The sequence below is a fragment of the Paenibacillus sp. NPDC057934 genome (assembly GCF_042887565.1).
Taxonomy (GTDB): Bacteria; Bacillota; Bacilli; order Paenibacillales; family Paenibacillaceae; genus Paenibacillus_AQ.
Genome location: NZ_JBHVPB010000001.1, coordinates 471,839 through 498,752, shown reverse-complemented (window position 1 = coordinate 498,752; position 26,914 = coordinate 471,839). Strand labels below are relative to the sequence as shown.

Below are 26,914 nucleotides of genomic sequence, written 5' to 3'. Positions count from 1 at the left end.
ACTTTTCACTACCCCATCGCAACTTTCCACTCACTCTTTTCCGCTCGACAAATCCTCCAGCAAAATCCCCAAAAGCCAATCCGTATCTCCTGCCAACCGCGGCACCTCTACGGACAACCTTTTCACTTGCGTACGCAAGACGTCAGCCTCATCGGTCCCTTCCAGATAGCGGGTAAGAAAATGAAGGAATACATCCATTTTTCTCAACAGTATCAGCATTGGAATAGCTTTGATTTCATCACTAGAGAGACGAACCTGACGACTATATCCCCACCAAAAATCCCGGATCACAGCATCTTCTTCCGTATGACCCAGCAATCCAGATAAAATAACTGCCGGCTCCATTGCCCGCAAGTCGTATGTACAAAATTCAAAATCAAGCAGCGCGGCTACTTGCCGATGATCAACTGTCGCCACTAGCAAATTGGAAGCATTCAAGTCCCCATGTACCAACTGATGCGGTAATCTCTTCAGGCCCTCCAATGATTCCTCTATATTCTCAAAAGTTGTGCAGAGAATCTTCAGTTCCTCGGTTAGGTCTATGAAGGGTTCAGGAGGATTCAAGTATAACTTCCGAATCGTTCCCCTTGTACATAGCGGATAGGACTGTCCCAGTTCATAATATGGAAGGTACGCCGTAGGCAGTTCCGGATGAACATCTGCCAAAACAACGGACAACGTTCCGGCCGCTTTACCAAACGATTCATAAAAGCTTGAATTCCCCTCTGAGGGCGAATCTCCTTCGATATATGTGCACAGACAAGCAAATTTGCCGTCGTAATCCTCTAACTGAACCAAAGACTCTCCTGCGGAGGTAAGAATTGGTGAAGGTACTTGAAAAGGCAAGCTCATGGTTCCCAGCTTTTGCAGCACTGCATGTTCAAATTCGATTTTATGTCTGTCTCTGTGCGTATCATAGATGCGCAGCACTGCGCGCTGTCCTTCTTTTTCCACTACATAGGTTGTATTGTTCCATCCCCCGGGTTGCTTCCGCAGCTCCCCATTCCACTCAGGCCATCCCTCACTGACTATACTATTGATAGACTTATGCCCCTCTCTCTTTAACATTCTTCTCTATTCTAATAGGTAACATCGCCTGATGAAACCACCAAATTTCTGGACAATCCTTCCTCTAGTTGTATATAGTGTATAACGAAAGCAGCACTTCGTCAGCAAGGCAATCAGGAGGAGAAATACGAAATGGCAAATCTATTGGTAGTAGAAGATGAACGAGCAATCAGTGATTTAATTACAATGAATCTGAAGCTGGTGGGACATACATATAGCAAGGCTTACCGTGGACCAGAGGTTTTTGAAATTCTGGAACGTGAGAAAATCGATCTGATTCTGCTGGATGTTATGCTTCCAGATCTAGATGGTTTTGAGGTTATGGGCCGGATTTCACATTTGCAGATCCCAGTGATTCTAATCACCGCCAAAAATTCATTGGCTGACCGCATCAAAGGCTTCGAGCTGGGCGCAGATGATTATATCATCAAACCATTTGAAATCCTTGAATTGCTGGCAAGAATCAACGTAGTGCTGCGCAGGGGGGAAAAGGTTACTACCAGTTTCATTTGCGATAATGTGGAGGTGCGTTACCTGGAACGGCAGGTTTTAGTAGATCAGATGGCGGTTGATTTGACTGTCAGGGAATTCGAACTGCTTGAGGTGTTAATCCGTAACCGGAATATAGCTTTATCGCGGGAAAAGCTGTTGGAATTGGCTTGGGGCTATGATTTTGAGGGCGACACCCGTACTGTGGATGTCCACATCCGGCAGCTACGCAAAAAACTGGGCTGGGAAGAACGGATCAAAACGATTTTCAAACTAGGCTATCGCCTGGAAGTTCAGAGTTAATCATGAGATTCTGGCATAAAATTCTACTGTCGGTACTCCCCCTCTTCATCATCACCCTGGATGTAAGTGTGATGATGGTAATGAAAAAAAGCTGGCAGCTCAACATAGATAGTGAGACGCAGAGAGCCTCCAGTGATCAATTGTTAATTGCCAACAATATTTATGAGAACCTTAATTCTATTCAGGCGCGGGGTAACCCATTGACCCCTATTCTGCTGGCCAGTGTCGCCCAATCTTATGGTGATTATTATCGTAAGCAAGGAATCTATTTGCAGCTCTGGGATAGCGACGGGATGATTTATCCTCCCCAGAATGAAAACTTCACAGCGCAAAGCCCGGGAAACAGCAGCGAGACTGAAGCCTTAGACGCTCAGTCTATTCAGCTCTCCACCCCGCTTCCTGCTCCTTACCAGCATTTGCGGCTTGTCTATCAGCGTGAGATCAGCGAGCTCTTCGCCAAGCAACAGGAGCTGAACCGCTTTTTTGTAATGATTAACCTGATTGCGGGTCCAGTTCTGCTGCTACTGCTTTATCTGCTGATCCAGCAGCTAAGTAAGCCGCTGAAGCTCCTCTCAGAGACCAGCAAAACGATTGCTGAAGGCGACTATACGAAACGGGTACAGCTGCACAGCAAGGATGAATTTGGCGAACTGGCCCTGAACTTCAACCGGATGGCAGAAGCCGTGGAGCAGCGGGTCACCGAACTCTCGGAGATGGCTGAAGAGAAACAGCGGATGGTAGATAATTTGGCCCATGAACTGCGCACACCTTTGACTAGTATGCAAGGATTCGCCGAGTTTCTGACCACGGCTAACATTGGACAGGAAGAACAGCAAACTGCGGGCGACTATATTCTTAGTGAGACTCTCCGTCTCAAGAACCTAGCCTTTAAGCTGCTGGATTTGTCTGTCCTCCGGCATCAACCACTGACACTCCGGCAGGTGGACATTCCGAAACTGTTTCAAACGGTCCAACACACGGAACACCCCAAATTAGCGAGTGTAGATATACGACTTCATGTTCAGCATAAGATCGCTTCTGTTTGGGGAGACGCAGATTTGCTGGCTTCTTTTTTAGTCAATCTCATTGAAAATGCCATTCATGCCTCCAAGCGCGGTAGCGAGATTTATATGGTGGCCTATGAGCTGAATGGAGAAGCCGTGCTGGAAATCCGTGATACGGGAGCGGGACTCTCTTCAGAACAGGCTAAACGTGTATTTGAACCGTTCTACCGGGGAGATCAGGCGCGTTCACGCGAATACGGCGGCGCAGGTCTGGGATTATCCTTATGCCGGCAAATCGCCGAAGCACATCAGGCCAGATTAACCTTAGACTCTGATCTTGGCAAGGGGACTTGCGTACGTATCTTTTTACAACTTCATAACAACTGCCCTCCTACTCTATAACATCTTTGGATTAAGGTTAGGTAGATTCATCATCCAATCCCTATGGAGGTTAAGTTAATGAATAACAACAAGATTTCCACTACACTCACAGTGCTCTTGTTCTCTGGAAGCGTGCTGGTGGTTAGTGCAATGATTGTCCCAGAATTTGTGAATACTAGCGTTGCCAAGAGCATTCCTGTCGTTCTGGACACGGGCAAGCAGACCTTGGCCAGCAGCAAGACGCCTGTATTAAAGGTAGAGGCAGTAACAGCAAAGACTACGGTCTCCGACGTGAACAAAGAGTTGGAGCAGCTGATGACCCCTGAAGAATTTCAGCAAATTTATGATTTTGCGGACAAGCCCGATAACGAGCTTACCTCCAACAGAGAGATGACTGAGGAAGAAGCGAATCGGAGGCTGATATTGCAAGACCAGTATTTGTATGACGGTCTCCGCCCGAAGCAGCCCCTTCCGTTAAAGCCGGGACAATTGGAGTATTATTGGGACTTGGACAAAAACAAGATCCATTATCCGAATCGACCATTGACTGATGAGGAGCTCTTGGAGGCTACAGACTGGATTTACCGGATGAACTATGCCCTCTCCAAACGGAACATTGTAACACCGCTGGATTCCAAAGATTTGAGTCAGGCTGATGCCGTCGCCCTCGCCGCTACAAGTGTAAAAAAGCTATTTGGTGCTGATGTCTCCAAATTAGAAGTATATGCTAATTTAAATGATGCCGTGATATTAAATAAAAAATCCTGGCTAATTACATTTGCTCCTTATAAAGCGGACACCTTAAGAGCACAGGGTAAAGATTTCTGGCAATATAACGTAATCATTGATTATACTACCCGGACGGTAGTGGACACGACAGCCGCTAATTTCACTCTAAAAAGAACCCCGATTAGTGCTGAAGCTGCCAAGGCTATCCAAAAGGATGCGACATGGATTCACGAGGCTACGAAAATAGTAACTGACAAGCAAGGAGAGACCCGAAAAATCACTATGGCCTACCTGGTAGATACCGACAAAAATGATAGTCGCGGTATGGTTGACGTCAAAATGTTACTCGAAGACGGCAGCAGCTATACTGCAGAGTTGCGCTACCCGGATAAGACGCTTCGCTGCCTCCTCTATGAAGAAGCAAAAGCTACGAAGTAAGAGCTTCTTACTTCAGAACTTGATTACACTGCCAAATGACTTCGCGTCCTTTGCAGTGTTTTTTTATCATTCAGCATCTCGCAAAAAAACCTTCAAGATATCCACCTTATCACAACAAGGTTTCATTCTCTTGAAGGTTCTTGATTAGCCGTATGGCATCTACAACTATTACGCTCTTTGCTTGCGAGTCATAACGTCGAAGATTACTGCCAACGCTAATACTGCGCCGCGAATAATGTATTGATACGAGATGCCTACCCCGATCAGGTTCATCCCATTGGATAACGACACCATGACTATGGCACCAATGATGGAGCCAGTCACCTTACCGACACCGCCGGCTGCAGATACACCACCGACATAAGCAGCAGCAATCGCATCAAGCTCGAACAACGTACCTGCCGTTGTTGTAGCCGATTGCAGTCGTGCTGTGTACATAATACCGGATAGTGCCGACAACATTCCCATCGATCCAAATACGATGTACGTAATCTTTTTCACACTGATACCGCTCAAATGAGCAGCTTCTGGATTGCTACCAACTGCATAAATATGCCTACCCAAAACTGTCTTTGTCGTCAAGAATTGATAGATCACAACGACAAGCAACATAATGACTACCGTCCAGGAGAATCCATTATAACCAGATATAATCCAGGTGATATAAGCAATAATAGCGGATACGAATATAAGCTTCAGTGTAAATATACCTTTGGATACAACCTCGAAGTTGTATTTTACTTTATCTCTGCGCTTGGCGACCTCTAAATAAATGTACAACAGAATAACAGCGATTCCCAGCAGCAAGGAGAGTAACGTTAGTCCCCCAATCTTGGTAATCGAAGGAATATATCCTGTTCCGATCGCATTAAAAGCTTCATTCTTAATACTGATCGTACCTGATTTCTCCGTTACCTGTAGCAGAGCTCCCCGGAAAATCAACATCCCCGCTAATGAAGCAACAAAGGATGGTATCCCGATTGAAGCAACGAGCACCCCATTGAACATCCCAATGACAATACCCAGAATCAAAATGACCGGTACAGTTACAATAACTGGAACGCCCCACTGAGTCAGCATAATCGCACAAATCGCGCCCATGAAACCTGCTGCGAATCCGACCGATAGGTCAATATGCCGAATCACAATAACCAATGTCATACCTACCGCGAGTACCGCAGTATATCCAGTAGCATCAAGCAAATTACTAAGGTTACGGGATGAGATGAACAGACCATTGGTCATAACTGAGAAGATGAGAATAATGACCAGCAATGCAATGTACATCCCATATTCTCGAATATTAACCTTCAACAATGACTTCGTTTCCTTCAAAAAATCCATGGTGTGCTTCCTCCTATTGCGTAGCAAACTGCATGATTTTTTCCTGATTCGCCTCTTCTACAGGCAGTTCACCCTTAATCCGTCCCTCAGCCATCACATAAATACGATCGCTCATGCCGAGTACCTCGCCCAATTCGGACGAGATCATAATAATACTCATCCCTTCATCAATGAGCCGGTTCATTAGGGTGTAGATTTCAAATTTCGCACCGACATCAATGCCACGAGTAGGTTCATCAAGAATCAACAGCTTGGGACCAACAAACATCCATTTGCCCAGTGACACCTTCTGCTGATTCCCCCCGCTCAGATTACCTACCAGTTGTTCAATCGTAGGCGCTTTGATATTCAGTGATGTCTTATAATGATTCCCTACGTTTACCTCTTCATTGTCATTAATAACACCTTTACGGGAGATTCCTCCGTGATTTGCAGCTGTCAAATTGCTCTTGATATCCTGAATCAGGAACAGCCCATCTCCCTTTCGATCCTCCGTAACGTAAGCGATCCCTTTCGCGATTGCATCACTCGTATGACGGAATACCTGCGCTTCTCCATCTACCAGCAATTCACCGCTCAGCCTATAATGCTTCGGATTACCAAAGATGCTCAAGGCCAGCTCTGTTCGCCCCGATCCCATGAGACCCGAAATTCCTACGATCTCACCTTTTCTTACATGAAGATTAACATCAGCAGCAACATGTCTTCCCAGCTTGCTGTCATACGCACTCCAGCCTCGAATCTCCAGGAGCTTACCTCCGAAACGCTTATGCTCCCTTTTCGGATAAATATCCTCAATCTCGCGGCCGACCATATGCTTGATGATGACGTTCTCCGATATCTCTCCTTGAGCGGCATCTAATGTGCATATGGTTCTTCCGTCACGCAGCACAGTGACCTTATCGGCAATCGAAATGACTTCCTTCAGCTTGTGAGAGATCATAATGCAAGTAATCCCTTGCTCCTTCAGTTCCCTCAGTAAATCCAGCAGATTCTCACTGTCATTCTCGTTGAGCGCAGCGGTTGGTTCATCAAGAATTAATAATTTAACATTTTTACTAAGCGCCTTGGCAATCTCCACAAGTTGCTGCTTTCCAACCCCCAAATCCTTAATCAGTGTCTCGGGGTTCACATTCAGCTTCACCTTGCCCAGCAAGGCCTTCGCTTGAATAATGGTCTGGTTCCAATTCACAACCGAACGTCTAGTAATTTCGTTGCCGGCAAATATATTCTCGTACACCGACAAATCCGGGAATAGTGCCAGCTCTTGATAGATTATCGCGATCCCGGCCTTGACGCTGTCGCTGATTTTGGCGAAGCTTTGTACCTGGCCTTCAAAGATAATGTCACCCTTATAGGTTCCATAAGGATAGACCCCGCTAAGCACCTTCATTAGCGTCGATTTCCCGGCACCATTCTCACCGATCAGACAATGAATCTCTCCTTTGCCGACCTTGAAATTCACATCGGTCAGTGCCTTGACCCCGGTAAACTCCTTTGAAATATTATTCATTTCCAGAATGTAGTCGCTCATAGCTCTGCTCTCCTTACTGAACAACTTCGATAGCGAATAGTGATAGAGCAAGGAAGCCGCTATCACTATTCGTTCCTATTGACTATATGATGGTTAGCAAATCTTACAGTCCTGTGAATTCATCCTCTTTGTAATAACCGGAACTGATAATTTCCTTCTTCACATTGTCTTTATCCACGCTGATAACATTTGTTTGCTTCGCCTTAACACTTTTCTTTCCGTTATCATATTCGCCGGTTGTCTCTGGTGTATTGCCATCCAGAATGTTCACAGCCATATTAATGGCATCCTTAACGAGTGTACGTACATCCTTGAACACGGTCATGGATTGCTTGCCATCAATAATGTATTGAATGGAAGCCTTCTCAGCATCTTGCCCGGTTACTATAAAGCTAGTAATCGCAGAATCAGAAGCGAATACATCGGCGATAGAACGAGCGGTGCCATCATTAGGTGCAAGAATCGAGACATCTCCCTTAAGATCGGCTGAGGCAGAAGTCAGGTGAGTCTGTGCTTTGTTCTTGGCTTCATTCGCATCCCAGTTCGTTGTTACCTGACCGATAATTTTGCCAAGCTGGTCACGGGATAGCTCCAGAGAACCTTGCAGGGCCACAGCTTCACTGGAATTAGCAATTTTAAACGTTCCGTCAGCAATTTTAGGTTGCAATACGGACCAAGCACCTTCGAAGAATAGGAAAGCATTGTTGTCAGATGAAGCACCCGCGTACAGGTAGAGCGGTTGACCATTTCCTTTGATGTGATCCACCAAATATTGAGCTTGCGCAGCTCCTACGGCCTTGCTGTCGAAAGTTACATAGTAATCAACAGCATCTGTCTTCGTAATCAGACGGTCATAGGCGATTACAGTAATACCTTCTTTTTTGGCTTCTTCTACAGCGGCAGCGGCAGCATCTCCATCTTGAGGGCAAATAATCAATACTTTGATACCTTTGTTAATTAAAGTCTGCACATTCTCTTTCTCTTTGGCAGATGAGCCCTGGCTGAATAAAATATCTGTTGAGTACTTCGTACTCGACAACGCATCCTTGAAGCGCTGCTCATCTTGCACCCATCTTGGCTCATCCTTCGTTGGTAATACGATCCCCACATCCACTTTACCGCCGCCACTGTTACAAGCCGACAGCATGGCGCCGAGCACCGTAATAATCAACAACAGGGAAATCACTTTGAACCGACTCTTCATTAAATAAGCCCCTTTCGAAATGATCAGTTGTTCTGACAAAACCAACTATATCATCTCTCCCGGAGCATGAAAGCGCTTATCGTTAGCAATATTTTGTAAACATCTTCACTTTTTTATACTAGGCTAGTCCTTCTTGTCAGCTTCACTGAAAACGTCTTCCTGCCGATGAAATCCGTCCTTAATAAGGGTCTCCTTCAGATTCGCTTTATCCACCACTATCGGTGACAACAGAAGGGAAGGCACCTCGATTTTGCCGTTATTCACTTTGCTGTTCGCTTCGATCTTCATTCCTTGTGCCATTTGCACAGCAAGCTCAGCCGCCTTGTCAGCCAGTTGCTTAATCGGTTTGTAGACGGTCATCGCTTGTGTTCCTGCTACGATTCGCTGGGCGGCCGCAAGATCTGCATCCATTCCTACAACCGGAACTTTTCCTGCCAACCCTTGAGACGCAAGTGCTGTGACAGCCGCACCAGCGGTAGCATCATTAGCTGCAATTACAGCATCAATATCGTTATGGTTCGCCCTAAGCGCCTGCCGCATATTCTCCAGTGCATTCGCGGGTCTCCAATCCTTGGACCATTGATCGTAGACCACTACGATCTCCCCCTTATCAATGAACGGCTGCAGTACCTCAAACACTCCTTTTTTGAACATGAGTGCATTGTTATCGGTATCAGCCCCGCCAATGTAGACATATTTGCCTCTGGGTACCCAGCTTGTCATTGCTAAAGCCTGTAAGCGCCCAACTTCTTCATTATCAAACGACACATACAAATCAAGGTCGGCATTCTTCACCAGCCGGTCGTAAGACAGCACCTTAATTCCAGCTGTATGCGCCTTCTTAACGATCGTTGCCATGGCTTCAGCATTATGCGGCACAATAACGAGCACATCTACACCTTCGCTAATCATTGTCTCTACCTGAGCGATCTGCAAGGCATCATCACCACTTGCCGCCAAGACCATTACCTCAGCTCCTAAAGCTTCAACTGCTGCACAGAATAAATCCCGATCCTTTAACCACCGCTCCTCGATCAGTGTATCCATCGCAAAACCCACCTTGATTTTGTGCTCTCTCGGCTTGGAGGTCTCTACCAAATCAGACTTATCCATGGGATCTTCTGGTTTGCTTGGGGCAGGGTAATACGAAATAACCAACAGCACCAGCAGTACACCACATATTGCAATTCCCCATCTCCAGTGTGCTTTCATCTACACGGCCTCCTTCGATTATTCGCTGCTTCTGCTCAGGATATGCTCCTGTATCTCACCCTCTCCCCCCAAGCAGTTGCTTGCGATATTCTGTTGGAGACTTCCCACACATCTTCTTGAACACTTTACTGAAGTAATTGGGATCATGGTAGCCGATTTCAAAGGTAATCTCTTTCAAACTTTTACCGGGATCACTCATCATTCGCTTGGCGTGTTCAATTCTGCATTCCGTTAAAAAATCAATATAATTAATGCCGAGTTGCTCCTTGAACATCTTGCTAATGTAAAATGGACTTAGACCTACCATCTGCCCCATGCTCTCCAAAGTAATATCTTCGTGCGAATGTTCAACAATAAATTGCCTCAGCTGTTGAACAGTATCAGGATTCATACGTTCTAAGTGTCCCGCACAAGTCCGCTCCATGGCCTCAAGCAGTGCCCTTGCTTCACTCCGTAGCTGGCGGTAGTCCTGAGCTTGGAACGAATATAACGGTGTCTCAATTTCAATTCCCATCTCCATGATTCCCCTAGAAGCTATCCATACCAGCTCCAGTATTCGCTGCTGCGTTTGAAGCAGACTTGCACCTTCACTCTCATAACGACGGAGCATCTCCAGCACCATCTCCTGAATCTGCTCCCATTCTCCCAGCCGAATCCGTTCCGCGATTGTACGCTCCCACTGTATAGCAGAATACCCAGCAGGGATGACGCCTAATGTGGGCATATCCTCATAGAAACGATACCTGCCTGGAAGCGTATGGTCCATTGAAGCCAGCATGGCCTCCTGATAGGACTGGCGAATATAATCCAGTGACCGGCATTCTCCGCCAATGCCAACGAACCACCCCCCTTGAGGGTTGGCACGCCCCGCCAATCCTAACAATTCTTGCACTGTAGCTATGGCTTGGCTTCGATAGGTCTTCCCTTGTTCACGAAATACAATGACAGCAATTTGACGGCCAAACAAGGCGCCTACCCAGCCACTGCCCATGCTTCTGATCCTGCTCTTCACTAACGGGTACAATCCCTCTGACGCAGGGGGCAACAGCACATTCAGAGTAAACATAGCATCAGCCGTCGTTACTCCAAGAAGCGCCATTAGCTCATTGGAATGAACCTCATGGACATGATCGAATAACAGTTGGGTTACGATATCCGTCTCCACAACAGGCAATACCTTCTGTAATGCTTCTCGTTCACGCTGATTCACCGAGTGAAGTAGTTGTTCCTCTTCAATCTGTGCCAATACCGCTCCTACGGTCGCTATAATCTCACTTGCCTTACTAGGCTTGAGCAAGTAATCCTTCACGCCAAGGCGAATTGCCTTTCTAGCATAATCAAAGGTGTCATAAGCAGATACCATAATGAATTTGATGGCTGGGTGCTCTTTACTTATCTCTTCTGTCGCTTCAAGACCATCCATTCCTGGCATTTTGATGTCCATTAGGATCAACTCCGGCTGGTGCAACCGAGCCATCTCAAGTGCCATCTGGCCATTTCTTGCTTGCCAGATCTCCAAGTCAAGCTCTGGAAACCCTCTCCCCAATATCGCTACCAAACCTTCACGTACCACCTGCTCATCATCCACAATCATTAGCTTAACCATGTCCGCCAATCCCCTTTAGCTTCGGTATGCGCAATATCACCTTGGTTCCTTCATTTAAACGGCTATCTATATCAATAACATTCTCCAGGCCGTAATATAATCTCAGTCTGCGTACAACGTTACTGAACCCAATCCCGGTGGAATGCCCCTCATTCTCAGGCGAAGGTTCTCCCTCTAATATCTGTTTTATTTTATGCTCAGCCATACCAGGACCATCATCACTAATAACAATTTTTACTCGCTCTCCCTCATCACGAATAACAAAGGTAATGATGCCGCCGTCTACACTAGGCTCAATTGCATGAATTACCGCATTCTCAACAATAGGTTGTAAGGTAAGCGCCGGAATCTGAATATGTAGACATTCTTCCTCTATGTCAATAAGCAGCCTAAGTCGATCAGTAAAGCGAGCGGACTGAATTTCCATGTACTGCTTGAATACTTTAACTTCGTCATAAAGCGTCACCGAGCGGTCCAGTTGCTTCAAGTTATAACGAAGCAGTCCGGCAATGCTGACAAGCAAATCGCTAATCTCCTCAGAGCCTTCCAGATAGGCCTTCTTGGATATGGTATCCAGCATATTGAACAAGAAATGTGGATTAATCTGGCTTTGCAGGCTACGTAATTGACTCTCCTGAAGCAGCAGCTTGCTCTGCTGCAATTCCTTCTCTAACTGTGCTTTGTCCTTGATTTCCTGAAACAAATTGTTAATATTAACTCTCATTTGCTCGAACATTCTGGCTAGAAAGGCAATTTCATCCCTTGAGGACACCTCTACTTTCAGATCAAAGCGCCCTCTGGACAGCTCTTTGGCCGCTTGTGTCAGCTTAAGAATCGGCCGGGTAATGCCTAACGAGAACCAATAAGTGAATAACAGAAGAAAGAAAGTGATTGAGAGCAATAGCCAGATGCCAAGCTTCTTCAGCTCTGTAGATTGTTCAATAATGCCCCGATAGAAACGGTCGTAGGTTTTTAGCTCCGAATTAAGCAGAGACAGCGTCATCTCCGATATATACTTCGAGATACGTGTCGCTTCCGAAAATGCCTTGGTGGAGTCCTCTGTCTCCTTCTCAGCCTGAAAGAGAACTGCTCTATCTGTAGTCTCCAGCAGGCTGTCAATCAAATTCATATAATTCATCAATATGTAAACGTTCTCATTGTTTTTTAAACTGCTCACACTGACCTTTGCGCTCCGAAGCTGTTCCTCACTCCAATGCAATTGCTGCAGATTTTTGGCCGAAGGGTCCAGCAGGAAATTATTTAGGGCAGCTATCGTCTTCTGGCTCTCTGTTGTTACCTCATTCATTCTTAAATATCGCTGCAGAATATTGTTATATTGGTCTTGCGTCTTCTGATTGTAATAGGTTAAGGCAATCCAGATCGCAGCCATAAAAAAAATGATAACGGCAACAAGTGTCCATATTTTACGCTGGATACTAATCATGGGGTGCCTACTTCCTTCAGTATTTCTATATCCGTTAAATATCCGGTAGTATTCAAGGGAACGACTTCACCCTTCAGCCATTTCATCATCATTTCCACGCTAATCTTCCCCATCTCCTCCGGAGATTGCTTGAGTATTCCGTCAAGTTTACCCTGCTTGAGTAAGGTCATGGCATCTGGACTATCATCAAACGAATAGATCGCATAGGGTTCAATTCGGGATCTTCTGCTGATCTCTTGAATCATAGAACCGGTAATATTAGCATTCACTGAGATGAACGCGTTTACATCAGGCTGCATGTTCATCGTTTCGCGTATAGCGGCTATTACCTGTTCTCTTGCAGCTCCCGTTGACACATATTCCGATACAATCTTTGGATACCCACGAAGAACGTCCTGAATCCCCCGGAGCCGTTGCTGCTGATAGTATTCGTTACGACTATCTCCTATGACTACAACGATCCCCTGTTTATCTATATCAGCGATCAGTTGCTTAGCAATCATCTGTCCAGCTAAATACTGATCAGAGCCAACATATGTCTTACGGAGACTTTCGCCCATAGGCACATCATTTGCAACTGTAATAATCGGAATACCATAGAAAGCTGCCTTGATTTTGGTCAAGTTCTTGAAATCATCACTATCCAGACCTTGAACAATAATTCCGTCTACCCGTGATTCAATCGCAATTTCTATCCCTTTAAGGAAATTATCCTGATCCTCGCCGTAGCTCCCCCATACTTCAATATTCGCCCCATCCTTCTTAGCTTCCTTTTTGGCTCCGTAGCTCACCTGGTCCCAGAAGGGTGTGTCCTGATCCCTCGTGATCAGAACCAGCCGATATTGCTCCTGCCTGTTACTTTCCTCCGTTTGATCCGAGGATTGAACAAGCTTGCGGTCAAGCGAGAATAGGCGGCTGGATGAAATGACAGTAAGGACTATAAAGGTAAGACAGGCTATCCCAAGTAAGATACTTACAGTTTTTCTCAACAGGATACCTCGCTTCCATAATTTGTGGTGACTGTATTATATCATCTCTAGTAATCACCGCAAGGAGAAACCCTTATTTGTTTACATAACTTTATTTATGATATGTGTGAATTTCGTCTTTATCAAACATCCTTTCCCCTTTCAACACCAGAAAAAAGCCTTCATGCAGCATAAATACACGCTTCATAAAGGCTTGAATTTTACATTTGTTATGCTTGAATCTCTTCAAATCTCTTTAATGCTACCTCATAGGATAATGCCCCTCCGAATATAGAAAGCGCACTTCCAATTGTCAAATCCAGCTTATTTTCACCTAGCTTAGAGAATACTTCGATATCCTCTAATGAACGTGCCCCGCCTGCATATGTAGTTGGAATTGTTGTCCACTTGGCAAGTGCCTCTACTAGACTCTCTTGGATTCCCGATTGCTTCCCTTCCACATCCACAGCATGAACTAAAAACTCACTACAATAGCCCTCTAGCTGCTTAATATTTGCTTCATTTACTTCAAAGTCACTAAATTTCTTCCACTGATCTGTCACCACGTACCAGCGTCCATCCTTTTCCTTACAGCTTAAATCAATAACAAGTCGATCTTTGCCAACGGTTTCTAAAATTTTGTCCAGGTTTTCCCAGCTCAGTTTACCATCCTTAAATATGTAAGAGGTCACTATAACGTGTGAGGCTCCCGCTTCAAGATACTCTAACGCATTATCCGCCCTTATCCCTCCGCCTATTTGTAACCCTCCTGGATAAGCTGCTAAAGCCTCTTTTGCTGCTTTTTCATTGTTAGGGCCTAACATGATTACATGACCACCAATTAAAGAATCTTTTTTGAATAGCTCCGCATAATAAGACGAAGTATGCTGAGATACAAAATTTTCGATTACTTTGCTATCATTTAACGTTTCACCAACGATTTGCTTTACCTTTCCATCGTGCAGATCAATACATGGTCTAAATTTCACAGTGTAACCTCCATAACAATAATTATAACCCTAAACCTTTTCCTTCATTTCTTTTACCTAGCAAACCTTGCTCTTGAAAAAGTCCTTTATTTCTAATTAAATCGCTCTGAAAATAATAAGAGATTCCATGTTCCACGCTATACCTGACAAAAATAAACCTATCAAAATATAATAATACCTGATAAGAGCATCTTTTTTCTAGCTTACATATCAGACAATTTGCTGTATATAGGAGTTGAAATAACCATTGCAAGCAAGTAAATCGTGTTTAGCCAGCTATACATGGACATACCTTGTAATCCTTTCGTAATACTGGCATTGCAGTAGATATAATTGTGCCTTCAATAGCTGCCAAAAAGGTAACCATAAAAAGGGAAAATGTTATAATCCTTGGTTGACTATTCAATGATTCCCCCTTCTTCTCTTAACCGATAACTTTATCCTATTAAATAATGTATATCCTCACAATAGGGTCTTTCTACTTCAAGTGAGCGAAAAGCTCTCCTGACAGGCAGCGAAATCAATAATAAGCGCGGCATGGTGGCGGTCAAAGTCTTGATCGAAGACGGCACCAGTTATACTGCGGAGTTACGCTACCCAGATCAGACTCTTCGGTGCCTCATAGTGTTTTTGATAGAGTATTTGGATTGTATGGTGAATAAATGGATCCCCCGCAAAATTATTATGACTCTATTTCATTAGTCTTTTGACCATTTTCTTGCCGTCACTTTCAATTTGCCGGAAACCAATTCGATCCATAAAGCTGATACGGTTTCGGATAAGGAATGGTAAGATTCAACTCAATGGCAGCTGTTTGAGCCCAGTAAGGGTTCCGCAAGAGCTCCTTACCGATAAAGACCAAATCGGCTCGATTGTTCTTCAGAATTCCTTCTGCTTGAAGACCAGATTTTATTAATCCTACACCACCTGTTGCAATTCCGACTTCCTTCTTGATTCATGCCGCCGCTGGAATTTGATATCCGGGATAGACATCAATAGGAACATTCACCACCCCTCCGGAACTGCAGTCGATCAAGTCGATACCCTGTTCTAACATGAGCTTCGCATATTTCACATACGTCTGAGGCGTGTCCCATCCGGGTGATATTCACTTGCGGAAATACGTGCAAATAACGGACTCTTCCATTCCATTTTTACCGCTTCAATAACTTCTTCAAGAAAGCAATACCTGTCGCGCTCACTTCCGCCATAGTCGTCCTTTCGATGATTCGTAAGCGGAGACAAAAACGTATTAATGAGATGACCGTGAGCGGCATGAATTTCAATAATATCAAAACCTGCTTCCTTCGCCCGGCGCGCAGCTTGTCTAAAAGACTCCACTAACCGATGGATATCTTCGATAGATGCTTCCTTCGGTTCTTTAAAACCAGAGGCAGCAATCGGAGATGGGGAAAACAGTGCAGATTGTTTTGACATTTGCATACATCCTTCTCTTCTATTTAGTTAGGCCTACGTTCAGTTAGCCGACCTAGCTCCCACAATCGGCATCTGACTTTCGGTCACGTACATCTTATCGCTGCCTTCTTGCATTGATAAATATACTTCCATGCTCGGCATTTCCGGACTTATATGGTAACCATTCTTTTCAATCCAGGTACCAAGATCAACACTCACCATTGAATCAGAGTCTGGACGGCTAAGATGAGTCACGGATGCAACCGTCATTTTTGGTAAAACACTTGTCTGAAAGCGGGACGTTTCTAACAATTTAGGGGGTATGGGGCAGGCAATTTCCAGATCAATGCTACTTTCGCATTCCAGACAATTGTGCCATACCACGATATGGGGTACCGAATGAAGTACTCCACTCCATTTTAAATATTCGTCGATCTCTTTGAACAATCCAGGAATACTTGCCCTGCTCGTTGTTTCTCTAAGTGATACGACCGTTAACGGTTCAAGCTTTTTAACAACCACCTCATGTAAGGGCATCCCGCCATCTTCCCGTTCGATCTGCTGCAAGCTTGCCTCAATACGCGTTAAACGCTCCATTTCCGACTGAATCAGCGAATGCACCTCTGCTAAAACTCACTAATCTTAAACATGTACTTCCTCCTTTCTTCGCATTGGCAATGATTTAATCTTGTCTTAACTATAAACTTTCCACATGAGGGGAAAATCAAGATAATAATAGCCCGAAAGAGTCTTGTGAAAAAAATGTCACAGCCTTAAGGCTAGCCCCTTCCCCTCATTAGGTCCAGCTCCACTCCACTCTCAAGGCTGATGATAAATCCCGCCCCGCTTGGTATATTTTACTGGCTAGATAATTTGCCGCTGAGGAGAAAATCAAATGAAAACCGTATTACGCATTACCATCTATCTAATTGTTTTTGTATTAATCGTAGGAGGAACAGGAGCCATCGGATTTGTCCATACAATGAATTCCGGAATGTCACTTTACGATAAAACTCCGCCTTCATTAGCGAATGTACAAACACCACCATATGACGCTAGTAAACCAACAGTGACTGTGCTACTGGCGAACGAAGTGACAGAGGTGTTCGACTTCCTCGTTCCTTACGAGATGTTTGCGATGACAGAAGCTTACAACGTGTATGGAGTTGCTCCAGATCGTAAAATCAAATCGCTTACTGGGGGACTCGATGTTATCCCGCATTATTCATTCGACGAAATGGATACGAAATTAAGCAAAAGTCCGGATATTATCGTCATTCCTTTTATGCCGATTCTGAACGATACCAAGTATGCACCTGTTCGTGAATGGATTCAAAAGCATTCGAACAACCATACGATATTACTCTCTATTTGTAACGGAGCAGAAAACCTGGCCGATACCGGATTATTAAAGGGTAAATCAGCTACTACACATTGGGGAGATATTAACCGCCTGATTAAAAAATACCCAGACATTCAGTGGGTCAAGGATCAACGTTACGTGCCGCAAGGAAATATTGTATCTTCTGCGGGTCTGACCTCAGGAATTGATGCTACGTTATACGTCATCTCGCAGCAGTTGGGTGATACGGCTGCAAAAAAGGTAGCAGAAAATATGAACTATCCTTCTTATAACTACGTTATAGATCCAAATGTAAAACCCTTTAATGCCGGAATTAGCGATATTACATACGTATTAAATAATGCTTTCCAATGGAACAAACCCAAAGCAGGTGTACTCTTGTACAATGGCGCGGATGAACTCGATTTGTCGGCTGCATTTGATACATATGGTGCTTCCGGGACGACAAGAACACTTACGGTATCCAGTAAAAATGAACCCATTGTAACGAAACATGGCCTGAATCTAGTCGCACGTTATCAAACACAAAACGTATCTAATCTCTCTAAAATGATTGTCGTTGGTCCAGACGCTGAGACTAAAGCGGCCGAAGACATTAAGCAATGGAATAACAGCGGCAATCATGCAGAGTTACTATTCTTGCACCGTGATATGTCAGAGCGATTTGCGATGGATCCTGCATTTGAGGATTTGGCTAAACAGGAAGATGTTCAAACTGCGAAATTTGCCGCGAAACGTCTTGAATATCGTGCCTCAGACCACCTGAAGCTGGAAGGTAAGCCTTTCTCCCTTGAAGCGTTTGGTATACCTGTTTTACTTAGTATGCTCGCTGTGATCATTGCCGCGTTTATTGATCGACGTTTCTTCGGTAAGAAACAAGCCTAGTCCCATATCAGTCTTAAAAAAAGCCACCCGATAAACGGAGTGGCTTTATGTTTATCTTCAATTGTAAACGTTAAGATTGGAATTCTACAAGCAGAGCGCTGTATAATTGTCCTTGAAGCATTCGTTGATGTAATTAGAAGTTCTAGCATTGGAGGCGCATCATTTGTATTCGAACAACGAGACCGAACTGCAGGATCAAGAGGATATGAATTTAGAAGCTGCGGCGCAGACCTTTACCATTGGGGAAGTGGCCAAGATGATTGGATCTAAAATCAGAACCATTCGTTACTACGATGAAATTGGATTAGTGAAGTCCACTAGCCATACTGAGGGTAAACATCGCTTATATACAATGGAAGATATATGGCGTCTAGAACTTACAGCAACGTTGCGCTATCTGGATTTTGGCATTGAAGATATCAGCCAGCTCCTATCAGGGTCCTTATCGGTCGATAAAGCACTCGATTGGCAGATGGAATCCCTCTCCATCCAGGTTAATGCGCTTACTCATATGATCTCTATTTTACAGCAAGCGAAGCAGCAGCAAGGGGATTCCATGCGTTATCTGTACGATCTTGTTCAAGCCAAAGCCTCAAATGTTGAAAAACGAAAACAGTTTATTGCCGAAAAGGTGGCCGCTACTGAACTCTTTGACGGAGTTCCCTTGGAATGGCAGGATCCCATGCTGTATTTTTTCAATAAATGCATTGTTCAACAAGACAAAACTACCCCAAAACAAATAGCCGCCTGGAATGAGCTGCAAGAAATCATCAACGATCCCGAGTTTATAAAAGATGTGAAAAATACGGGATTTGCCTCTTCTACCAAAGAACTTCAGCCCCGCTATGACGCAGATACCTGGATCAAGAAGCTGGATTTATTCTATGTCCAATTGACCCAAGCGGTGGAGAAAAAGAAATCTGCTGACAGTCCCGAGGTTCAAGCCATTATAGAAGAGACACTCTCGCTATATGCGAATACGGAGGAAACGTTCTATAACGAGGATTTCCTTAAATCCCATCTCAAACAGGCCGAGCAGGCTCGTACACCTCTTATTGAACGCATAGACAGGTTATGTGCCATTATGAGCCCACAGTTAAACTTGCTCGCAGAAGCAAATCTCGTATTTATTCAAAACTTGCAACGGAAGCTGGAATTACGCAACCAGACAAGCGAACAGCCCAAAAGCTAAGGCCTTTGGGTTGTTCTCAGTTATATTTAGTCATGTAAAATCGTAAAAGCCGGATGTTCTCCAATATTTTGCTCCAATAGCCGGAAAGGCTTCTTTTTCAAGTAATGATCAAAGAAATCCTGCGAATAATCGCTAATGCGATCATGGGTCTCTCGAATATCGCTTCCCTGCATGAATTGGAAAACCGGTGTGAACAAAACAAAATCAGTGAAGCTGCCATGCCTCGTTTTGTTCAGGATCATCCAGTAGTTTCCGCCCTTAGTGATATTAGCGAACCGCGGCAGGACCTCCTTCTTCATATCAATCGGGCCATCTGTCGTTGTGTGAATATACTCTACAGTGGAATCCGCACTCATCATCAGAAACGGCTTACTCAGCCCTTCTTCCGGTATACGTCGCTGACCATATAATATGCCATCCATGTTAAGCCCTGCCTTGATTCTGGAATCCGTCATTAACATTTGCACACTGGTCGCTCCGCCGTAGGAATGACCGAACATCCCCACATGATTCATATCCATCCGCCCGGTAAAACGCTGGTCCGGATCATTCGCCGCCAGCCCCTCCACCTGATCCAGTACAAACTTGGCATCTTCTACCCATTGTTCATTGGCATGATCCAGATCAGCAATGGATTTGCTCTCTTGCTCGATTAATGGTGCCACCCGTCCATCCGGGAAAACAGAAGCGGTACTGCTATAGGTGTGGTCTATGCCGACCACGATGTAACCATGACTAACCAATTGTTCGACCTGATAAGTGTTCTGCATTTTATTCCCCGTTAGACCATGTGAAAATAGAAGCACCGGGTAGGACGGCGCTGCATTAGAAATTGCTGCATTCTCTATCGCATGCGTCTTCACATAACCTATAGAAGTAAACAACATCTTAGGGACATGAAACATCTTACTATATCCCTCAGCAAAGGCTTTGATATTCGAATGATATACTCCAGTCTTCCCTTTCGCTTGAGCATCAGCAGGGTACCAGACTTGTACCATTAATTCGCGTTTGTCGTTAGGATCAGGCGTGAGGATCTCGTCCCGGCTATTATCTTTCCAATCATAAGTAACCGTACCGATTTTGTAAGGGCCTCTCGGCTTCTCAAAAGTGAATACGGGAAGCACGAGCGGTAAGGCTACCGCTACGGCTGAATAAATAACGGTCAGCAAGGTCACCAAAATGAGTTTTGCAGTTGATCTTTTTCGAGGTGTTTGTACTCCAGCTTTGTGAGACTTCGGCCTCAATCTGATAACGAAAAATACAAGTGGCACTGCCGTCAACACATACGCCGGGATCATCGACCAGCGCATACCTTCTATGATTCCATGCATCAACATGATGATGGCGGAAATCACGAATAGAGTGAACAGGCCACGCTGCGTCTTGTTCTTAGCGAATAGAATCCAGCCCCATAGTAAGATATTAAAAACCACTAACAAAATTTCAAAAAACCTCATATGTAATGACCTCCATGCAGATTGTAAGTTGCTAGCACTAGCTAATACAACTTATTATCTCCAAGAGGTGAGATTCGAGTCCTTTTGAAGCTATCTTAATGCAGGAAATACGGCTGGAATTCAATAAGCAGTGCGCAGTATAATTGCATTAAACCTTTAGTCATGTTGACAGAAGTTCTAGCATTGGAGGCGCATCATTTGTATTCAGACAGCGATATAGAACTACAGACCTTTTCAATTGGGGAAGTTGCCAAAATGATTGGCTCTAAGGTCAGAACCATCCGCTATTACGATGAGATTGGATTGGTTAAGCCCTCCACTCATACGGAGGGAAGACACCGGTTATATACGATGGAAGATATTCGGCGTTTAGAGCTTACTACAACGCTGCGCTATTTGGATTTTAGTATTGAAGACATCAGTCAGCTCTTATCCGGGGCCTTATCGGTTGACAAAGCACTCGATTGGCAGATTGAATCACTATCCATTCAGGTTAGCGCGCTTACGAATATGATCTCTATTCTACAACAAGCAAAGCAGCAACAAGGGGATTCCTCCATACATTACATTTACGATCTCGTTCAAGCTAAAGCATCAAATACTGATAAACGAAAAAAATTTATTGGCGAGAAAGTGGAATCTTCTGATCTCTTTGATGGAGTTCCTCCAGAATGGCAGGATCCTATGCTGCATTATTTCAATAAATATATTGTGAATCAAGAAAAGACAACAGCGAAACAAATAGCTGCCTGGAATGAGCTGCAAGAAATTTTAAATGATCCTCAATATTTCGAAGATGTGAAGAACACTAATTACACATTCTTCATTAAAGAACTTCAGCCCCGCTATGATGCAGCTACATGGATCAAGAAACTGGATCATTTTTATCTTCGATTGTCCCAGGCGGTGGAGACCAAAAAGCCAGCTGACAGTCCTGAAGTTCAGGCGATCATTAAAGAGTCGTTCTCGCTATACGGCAATGTAGAACAAACCATCTATAACGAGGATTTCCTTAAATCCTATATCGAACATGCCCGGCAGGCTCGCACGCCTCTTATTGAACGATTCAACAGGTTATGTTCCATCATGAGCCCTCAACTAAATTTATTCTCAGAAGGGAATCTCGTGTTCTTTCAAAACTTGCAGCGCAAGATGAATTTGTAACATGACTTATCACAACGCACAGCCCAAAGACTAAGACCTTTGGGCTGTTCATAGTTATAATTAGTCATGTAAAATCGTAAAATCCGGATGCTCTCCAATATTTTGCTCCAATAGCCGGAAAGGCTGATTTTTCAAGTAATGATCGAAGAAGTCCTGTGAATAATCGTTAATTAGGTTGTAAGCCTCCCCAATATTGCGTCCTTGCATCAATTGGAAAAGTGGTGAGAACCGAACAAAATCAGTGAAGCTGATATGCGTCGTCTTGTTCAGGATCATCCAGTAGTTACCGCCCTTAGTGATATTAGCGAACCGCGGCAGGACTTCCTTCTTCATATCGATCGGGCTGCCTTCTGTAGTGGAGTTAATATTCTCTACACTGGAATCCGCACTCATCATCATAAACGGCTTGCCAAGCCCTTCTTCCGGAATAATCCGCTGGCCATATAATACACCATCCATGTTAATGGCTGCCTTGATTCTGGAATCCGCCATCAACACTTGCGTACTTGTCGCTCCCCCATAGGAATGGCCGAACATCCCCACATTATTCATATCCATCCGGCCGGTAAAACGTTGGTCTGGATCATTGGCCGCCAGCTTTTCGACCTCATCCAATACAAACTTGGCATCTTCTACCCATTGTTCATTGGCATGATCCAGATCGGTAATAGACTTTATGTCTTGCATAATTAATGGTGCTACCCGTCCATCCGGGAATACAGAAGTGGTACTGCTATAGGTATGGTCTATGCCGACCACAATGTAACCATGACTAACCAATTGTTCGACTTGGAAGGTGTTCTGCATTTTATTTCCAGTCAGACCATGCGAAAAAATAAGCACCGGGTAGGACGGTTCTGCATTTGCAATTTCTGCATTCTCTATAGCATGCGTCTTGACATAACCTATAGATGAAAATAACAGTTTAGGGAAGTTAAACATCTTGCTGTATCCCTCAACAAAAGCATTGGCATCCGAATGATAGGCCGCAATCTTCCCTTTCGCTTTGGCGTCAGCAGGATACCAGATTTGTACCATTAGCTCGCGTTTGTCATTTGGATCTGGCGTGAGGACCTCATCCCGACTATCATCTTTCCAATCATAAGTAACTGTACCGATTTTGTAAGAACCCGTTGGTTTATCAAAGGTGAATACGGGAAGTAATATCGGCAAGGCTACCGCTACAGCTGAATAAATAACAGTCAGCAAGGTCAGCAAGACGAGCTTTACAATGGATCTTTTTCGAGCAGGCTGTTCCCCCGCTTGGCGAGACTTGGATCTCAATCTGACAACGAATAACAATAATGCCACTACCGTCAACACATACGCTGGAACCATCGCCCAGCGCATGCCTTCGATGACCCCGTGCAACAGCAAGAGGATGACGGAAATCCCGGATCCAATTAGCAAACTACGCTGTGTCTTGTTCTTGAAAAATAGAATCCAGCCCATCAGCAAAATATTGAAAACAAGCAACACCATTTCAAAAAACCTCATAAGCATTAAACCTCCATGTTGATAGTAAGTTGCTAGCACTAGCTACTATACAGCTTACAATCTCCAGTAGGTGGAGATTCAAGTCTTTTTTTCATATCAGTCTTTTTGAAGATTGAACGCCCGGTGCTCACCGATATTTTGTTCTAGTAGCCGAAGTGGCTTGTTTTTTAAATAATGATCGAAGAAATCCAGCGAATAATCATTAATAAGGCTCTGAGCCTCTCGAATATTGCCCTTTTGAAGGAATTGAAACAGTGGTGAGAGCAGATAAATATCGGTAAAGCCCATGTGTGTCATGTTCTTTAGGGTCATCCAGTAATTCCCCCCGTCAGCTATATGATCAAAGCGTTCCATGAGTTTCTTCCCAAGATCAGAGAGCTCACTATTATCCGTGCTTTGTAAAGCCTCCAGGCTCCTATCCGCACTCATCATCAGAAACGGCTTGTTCAGTCCTTCTTCTGGAATACGCAGTTTACCATATAATACTCCATCCATATTAATAGCGGCCTTCACTCTTGCATCCTTCATTACCATTTGAACGCTTGTTGCCCCACCAAAGGAATGGCCAAACATCCCCACATGATTCATATCCATTCGGCCTGTAAAACGATGTTCCGGATCATTCGCCGCCAGCTTCTCCACTTGATCCAGCACAAATTCAGCATCCCCTACCCATTGATCGTTCAATTCATCCATAGGGCCAGTGGAGGTCATATCTATCGGTTGATAATACGCCACACGCCCATCAGGGAAAATGGAAGCTGTACTGCTGTAGGTATGATCTATGCCCACTACAATGTAACCCTGGCTAACTAATTGTTCAATTTGAAAGGTGTTCTGCATTTTAGTTCCACTCAGGCCATGTGAAAAAATAAGCACCGGATAAGTCGACTCTGCATTGGAAATTTCCGCATTTTCTATGGCATGTGTACGAACCTTACCGAAGGCCGTAAACAATAGCTTGGGCATATTAAAAACTTTACTGTATCCTTCCGCAAGAATATCAGGCTCAGAATGATAGAATTCTGTTTTTCCTTTCGCTTTTGCATCAGCAGGATACCAGACTTGGACCATTAACTCGCGCTTGTCGCTCGTGTCTGGCGTGAGGACTTCGTCCCGCTGATCATCTTTCCAATCATAAGTGACTGTGCCGATTTTGTAAGGGCCTGCCGGTTTGTTAAAGGTGAATACGGGAAGTAATACCGGCAAGGCTATCGCTACAGCTGAATAAATAACGGTCAGCAAAGTCAGCAAGACGAGCTTCACAATGGATCTTTTCCGAGCAGGCTGTTCCCCCGCTTGGCGAGACTTCGACTTCAATCTGACAGCGAAGATCACAAGTGGCAACGCCGTCATGACATAAGCCGGAATCATCGGCCAGCGCATCCCTTCAATGACCCTATGCACCAACATAATGATGGCGGAAACACCGAAGCCAATAAGCAGTCCTCGTTGCGATTTGTTCTTGAATAATAGAATCCAGCTGATCAACAATATATTGAAAACAATAATCAAAACTTCAAAAAACCTCATATGCATTGCACCTCCGTGTATAGTTGACTGCTAGCCGCTAGCTAAAACAGAGCTTACATTCTCCAGTGGGTGGAGGTACAAGTGCTTCCTGTATAAATAATCCGTAAGGCTCATTTAGCGTCTGTGACTGCACAAAAAAAACCGCCAAATTGCGGCGGCAGTAATTATATGTCAGTATTATTAAAGTAAAAAAGCTTTATTTTACAATGGATTGAATGATGCTGATGATTCCTTGTTTTTCGACATCCTTAGTATCTGCACGCTGTGAAAGCAAATATTTATAATAAGCCTGTTTCACTGCCGGATCTAATTCCGCAATCGCTTGGTTTCGCCCTTCCAATTCCGGATTCAGGTCCCAGAACTGCGCCCCCCACTTAGGGAACAAGGCCGTAATTTGTTCCGGTCTTTCAATAAAGATGCCCTGCTCTTCTCCCTTATCATTAAAAAACACATACGTAGGAATATGGCTTTTGCCATCTGGATGCGGGTATAATTCTGCGATATCCAGATTATCAGGATCGCGGTTCAGTATATGCAGATTCAGCTTGCCGGTTTCCTGCTCAATTTTTGCGAAGAGCGGCAAATTGGATACAACATCGCCGCACCAATCGTGAGCCAACACCAGTACATTTACCGGTTCAGCCCATGATGCGAAATAAGCCCGATCTTCATCATTTAGCTCAAAGCCTTCAAAATTCGTTTGTAATCTTTCCTGATTCACTTCAGCCTGATCGACGAACTGTTCAAATGTAAGACCATCTGCAAAAGCCTTTTGCAATCTATCAGCTGAAATTGCTGTTTGTTGTGTACTCATAAGTATACCCTCCCGTAATGAGCGGCTTTGCCGCTCTCACAATTTGTACTCTAACAACCTTTCTAACCAACGGATTCCTTTGCTGCGTACTCTCCCGAAATGGCTATAATCCGGATCTATTCGCTAAAAGTTAGTTATTATGGCTGTTTAAAAAGAATTTCATGCTCCTGGCGCTCGGTAAACAGCTTCCAATAGGCTTCTGCTATGACTGTCGGATCATAATACGTATCAGGCTTCACTGTACCCGCAATGGTCACTGTACCGACAAAAATTCCCTCCGGCTTCAGTTCCTCAGCAAGTGTTAGCGCGAGATTGCGCACTGCGGCTTTGCCGATCGATAAAGATGCGTTCTGGGCTGAAGGGAACAAAGAGAGTCCGCCTCCGGTAAACAAGATTGTACCCGATTTCTTGGCTAGTAAATCAGGCAAAACTTGACGAGTGCTTTCCAGCGCTCCGACAACATCCACCTGCAAATGCTGAGCGAGTACTTCGCTTGTTAAGGAAGAAGGCTTGCCTCCAGCAATAACTGCAGCGTTGTAGATTAACAGCTCTGGTGAACCGTATTCCTCTTTAATCGTTTGGAAGCCTGCTTCAATGGAAGCCGTGCTGCCTGCGTCTACAATGATATAGTCGGCGGCAATGCCTTCTTCTCGTAATTGTGACGTAAACTCCTCAAGAGCGATTTTATTGCGTGCTGCCAATACGACGTGAAAGCCATTTTGACCAAATTTATGTGCTACATGCAGACTAACCCCTGGTCCTGCACCTACAATTACCGCTAGTTTTTTGCTCATGCCCTCACCCTCCCATAAGTCATATTATATAATGCATATATATTTACTTGGTATTATACACCAGAACGCAATTTTAAAAAAGA

At 44.4% G+C, this 26,914-nt stretch carries 21 protein-coding genes and 1 pseudogene; 6 read left to right on the top strand and 16 right to left on the bottom strand.

The genetic code is table 11. The features are described from left to right. Positions 1–30: 30 nt before the first annotated feature. A complete protein-coding gene (locus ACFVRY_RS02390; RefSeq protein ID WP_387496812.1) occupies positions 31–1,068 on the bottom strand; it encodes a phosphotransferase enzyme family protein in 1,038 nt (345 codons plus the stop codon). Between the two features lie 132 nt (positions 1,069–1,200). Between ACFVRY_RS02390 and ACFVRY_RS02385 the strand changes: the two genes are divergently transcribed. Genes ACFVRY_RS02385 through ACFVRY_RS02375 form a run of 3 tightly spaced genes read left to right on the top strand, consistent with a single transcriptional unit; the run spans position 1,201 to position 4,412 of the window. Then, on the top strand, positions 1,201–1,860 hold the full coding sequence (locus tag ACFVRY_RS02385; RefSeq protein WP_387496808.1) for a response regulator transcription factor: 660 nt from the start codon (positions 1,201–1,203) through the stop codon (positions 1,858–1,860). A 2-nt stretch (positions 1,861–1,862) separates the two neighbouring features. Next, positions 1,863–3,266, top strand: a complete 1,404-nt coding sequence (locus ACFVRY_RS02380) for a HAMP domain-containing sensor histidine kinase (protein ID WP_387496805.1) — start codon at positions 1,863–1,865, stop codon at positions 3,264–3,266. Between the two features lie 57 nt (positions 3,267–3,323). After that, positions 3,324–4,412: a hypothetical protein gene (locus tag ACFVRY_RS02375; protein ID WP_387496803.1), complete on the top strand. Its 1,089-nt coding sequence runs from the start codon at positions 3,324–3,326 to the stop codon at positions 4,410–4,412. A 168-nt stretch (positions 4,413–4,580) separates the two neighbouring features. On the opposite strand, the gene ACFVRY_RS02370 is transcribed toward ACFVRY_RS02375, so the two are convergent. From ACFVRY_RS02370 to ACFVRY_RS02325, 10 genes and pseudogenes are all read right to left on the bottom strand, one after another. Beyond that, positions 4,581–5,756 (bottom strand): sugar ABC transporter permease, encoded by a 1,176-nt coding sequence (locus tag ACFVRY_RS02370; protein WP_387496800.1) that lies wholly within the window; start codon positions 5,754–5,756, stop codon positions 4,581–4,583. Positions 5,757–5,769: 13 nt separating this feature from the next. Further along, positions 5,770–7,290 carry an ATP-binding cassette domain-containing protein gene (locus ACFVRY_RS02365; protein WP_387496798.1) on the bottom strand — a complete coding sequence of 507 codons (1,521 nt, stop codon included), beginning with the start codon at positions 7,288–7,290 and terminating at the stop codon, positions 5,770–5,772. 103 nt (positions 7,291–7,393) lie between these two features. Further along, entirely contained in the window at positions 7,394–8,494 is a 1,101-nt protein-coding gene (locus ACFVRY_RS02360) for a sugar ABC transporter substrate-binding protein (RefSeq protein WP_387496796.1), read from the bottom strand. 123 nt (positions 8,495–8,617) lie between these two features. Then, positions 8,618–9,706: a D-xylose ABC transporter substrate-binding protein gene (gene xylF / locus ACFVRY_RS02355; RefSeq protein WP_387496793.1), complete on the bottom strand. Its 1,089-nt coding sequence runs from the start codon at positions 9,704–9,706 to the stop codon at positions 8,618–8,620. A 55-nt stretch (positions 9,707–9,761) separates the two neighbouring features. Then, on the bottom strand, positions 9,762–11,312 hold the full coding sequence (locus ACFVRY_RS02350; RefSeq protein ID WP_387496790.1) for a response regulator: 1,551 nt from the start codon (positions 11,310–11,312) through the stop codon (positions 9,762–9,764). Beyond that, complete coding sequence (locus tag ACFVRY_RS02345; protein WP_387496788.1) at positions 11,305–12,756, bottom strand: sensor histidine kinase; 1,452 nt, start codon at positions 12,754–12,756, stop codon at positions 11,305–11,307. The genes ACFVRY_RS02350 and ACFVRY_RS02345 overlap by 8 nt, the downstream gene beginning before the upstream one ends. Continuing rightward, positions 12,753–13,745: a sugar ABC transporter substrate-binding protein gene (locus tag ACFVRY_RS02340; protein WP_387496785.1), complete on the bottom strand. Its 993-nt coding sequence runs from the start codon at positions 13,743–13,745 to the stop codon at positions 12,753–12,755. The genes ACFVRY_RS02345 and ACFVRY_RS02340 overlap by 4 nt, the downstream gene beginning before the upstream one ends. 209 nt (positions 13,746–13,954) lie before the next feature. Continuing rightward, a complete protein-coding gene (gene hisA / locus ACFVRY_RS02335) occupies positions 13,955–14,713 on the bottom strand; it encodes a phosphoribosylformimino-5-aminoimidazole carboxamide ribotide isomerase (RefSeq protein ID WP_387496782.1) in 759 nt (252 codons plus the stop codon). Positions 14,714–15,443: 730 nt separating this feature from the next. Then, positions 15,444–16,090, bottom strand: a pseudogene (locus tag ACFVRY_RS02330) (oxidoreductase); the annotation flags it as partial. Positions 16,091–16,189: 99 nt separating this feature from the next. After that, on the bottom strand, positions 16,190–16,726 hold the full coding sequence (locus ACFVRY_RS02325; protein WP_387496780.1) for a GyrI-like domain-containing protein: 537 nt from the start codon (positions 16,724–16,726) through the stop codon (positions 16,190–16,192). Positions 16,727–17,024: 298 nt separating this feature from the next. Between ACFVRY_RS02325 and ACFVRY_RS02320 the strand changes: the two genes are divergently transcribed. Together ACFVRY_RS02320 and ACFVRY_RS02315 are read left to right on the top strand one after the other, a co-directional pair. Next, positions 17,025–18,377, top strand: coding sequence for a DJ-1/PfpI family protein (locus ACFVRY_RS02320; protein ID WP_387496777.1), 1,353 nt, complete (start codon positions 17,025–17,027; stop codon positions 18,375–18,377). Between the two features lie 205 nt (positions 18,378–18,582). Continuing rightward, positions 18,583–19,569: a MerR family transcriptional regulator gene (locus tag ACFVRY_RS02315; protein WP_387496774.1), complete on the top strand. Its 987-nt coding sequence runs from the start codon at positions 18,583–18,585 to the stop codon at positions 19,567–19,569. Positions 19,570–19,595: 26 nt separating this feature from the next. Here ACFVRY_RS02315 and ACFVRY_RS02310 read toward each other — a convergent pair whose 3' ends face one another. Continuing rightward, positions 19,596–21,029 (bottom strand): alpha/beta hydrolase family protein, encoded by a 1,434-nt coding sequence (locus tag ACFVRY_RS02310; protein WP_387496771.1) that lies wholly within the window; start codon positions 21,027–21,029, stop codon positions 19,596–19,598. 162 nt (positions 21,030–21,191) lie between these two features. Here ACFVRY_RS02310 and ACFVRY_RS02305 point away from each other — a divergent pair, with 162 nt between their 5' ends. Beyond that, on the top strand, positions 21,192–22,193 hold the full coding sequence (locus ACFVRY_RS02305; protein WP_387496768.1) for a MerR family transcriptional regulator: 1,002 nt from the start codon (positions 21,192–21,194) through the stop codon (positions 22,191–22,193). 60 nt (positions 22,194–22,253) lie between these two features. Here ACFVRY_RS02305 and ACFVRY_RS02300 read toward each other — a convergent pair whose 3' ends face one another. The 4 genes from ACFVRY_RS02300 to ACFVRY_RS02285 form a co-directional block, all read right to left on the bottom strand. Continuing rightward, positions 22,254–23,690 carry an alpha/beta hydrolase family protein gene (locus tag ACFVRY_RS02300; RefSeq protein ID WP_387496766.1) on the bottom strand — a complete coding sequence of 479 codons (1,437 nt, stop codon included), beginning with the start codon at positions 23,688–23,690 and terminating at the stop codon, positions 22,254–22,256. Positions 23,691–23,786: 96 nt separating this feature from the next. Then, positions 23,787–25,223 (bottom strand): alpha/beta hydrolase family protein, encoded by a 1,437-nt coding sequence (locus ACFVRY_RS02295; protein WP_387496763.1) that lies wholly within the window; start codon positions 25,221–25,223, stop codon positions 23,787–23,789. A 196-nt stretch (positions 25,224–25,419) separates the two neighbouring features. Further along, a complete protein-coding gene (locus ACFVRY_RS02290) occupies positions 25,420–26,037 on the bottom strand; it encodes a thioredoxin family protein (protein ID WP_387496760.1) in 618 nt (205 codons plus the stop codon). A 137-nt stretch (positions 26,038–26,174) separates the two neighbouring features. Further along, complete coding sequence (locus tag ACFVRY_RS02285) at positions 26,175–26,831, bottom strand: SDR family NAD(P)-dependent oxidoreductase (protein WP_387496757.1); 657 nt, start codon at positions 26,829–26,831, stop codon at positions 26,175–26,177. Positions 26,832–26,914: the final 83 nt, after the last annotated feature.

Bases quoted from the DNA above. Each gene is read 5' to 3' on its own strand.
- ACFVRY_RS02390 (WP_387496812.1), bottom strand. From the start codon at position 1,068: ATGTTAAAGAGAGAGGGGCATAAGTCTATCAATAGTATAGTCAGTGAG.
- ACFVRY_RS02385 (WP_387496808.1), top strand. From the start codon at position 1,201: ATGGCAAATCTATTGGTAGTAGAAGATGAACGAGCAATCAGTGATTTA.
- ACFVRY_RS02380 (WP_387496805.1), top strand. From the start codon at position 1,863: ATGAGATTCTGGCATAAAATTCTACTGTCGGTACTCCCCCTCTTCATC.
- ACFVRY_RS02375 (WP_387496803.1), top strand. From the start codon at position 3,324: ATGAATAACAACAAGATTTCCACTACACTCACAGTGCTCTTGTTCTCT.
- ACFVRY_RS02370 (WP_387496800.1), bottom strand. From the start codon at position 5,756: ATGGATTTTTTGAAGGAAACGAAGTCATTGTTGAAGGTTAATATTCGA.
- ACFVRY_RS02365 (WP_387496798.1), bottom strand. From the start codon at position 7,290: ATGAGCGACTACATTCTGGAAATGAATAATATTTCAAAGGAGTTTACC.
- ACFVRY_RS02360 (WP_387496796.1), bottom strand. From the start codon at position 8,494: ATGAAGAGTCGGTTCAAAGTGATTTCCCTGTTGTTGATTATTACGGTG.
- xylF (WP_387496793.1), bottom strand. From the start codon at position 9,706: ATGAAAGCACACTGGAGATGGGGAATTGCAATATGTGGTGTACTGCTG.
- ACFVRY_RS02350 (WP_387496790.1), bottom strand. From the start codon at position 11,312: ATGGTTAAGCTAATGATTGTGGATGATGAGCAGGTGGTACGTGAAGGT.
- ACFVRY_RS02345 (WP_387496788.1), bottom strand. From the start codon at position 12,756: ATGATTAGTATCCAGCGTAAAATATGGACACTTGTTGCCGTTATCATT.
- ACFVRY_RS02325 (WP_387496780.1), bottom strand. From the start codon at position 16,726: ATGGAGCGTTTAACGCGTATTGAGGCAAGCTTGCAGCAGATCGAACGG.
- ACFVRY_RS02320 (WP_387496777.1), top strand. From the start codon at position 17,025: ATGAAAACCGTATTACGCATTACCATCTATCTAATTGTTTTTGTATTA.
- ACFVRY_RS02315 (WP_387496774.1), top strand. From the start codon at position 18,583: ATGAATTTAGAAGCTGCGGCGCAGACCTTTACCATTGGGGAAGTGGCC.
- ACFVRY_RS02310 (WP_387496771.1), bottom strand. From the start codon at position 21,029: ATGAGGTTTTTTGAAATTTTGTTAGTGGTTTTTAATATCTTACTATGG.
- ACFVRY_RS02305 (WP_387496768.1), top strand. From the start codon at position 21,192: ATGTTGACAGAAGTTCTAGCATTGGAGGCGCATCATTTGTATTCAGAC.
- ACFVRY_RS02300 (WP_387496766.1), bottom strand. From the start codon at position 23,690: ATGAGGTTTTTTGAAATGGTGTTGCTTGTTTTCAATATTTTGCTGATG.
- ACFVRY_RS02295 (WP_387496763.1), bottom strand. From the start codon at position 25,223: ATGAGGTTTTTTGAAGTTTTGATTATTGTTTTCAATATATTGTTGATC.
- ACFVRY_RS02290 (WP_387496760.1), bottom strand. From the start codon at position 26,037: ATGAGTACACAACAAACAGCAATTTCAGCTGATAGATTGCAAAAGGCT.
- ACFVRY_RS02285 (WP_387496757.1), bottom strand. From the start codon at position 26,831: ATGAGCAAAAAACTAGCGGTAATTGTAGGTGCAGGACCAGGGGTTAGT.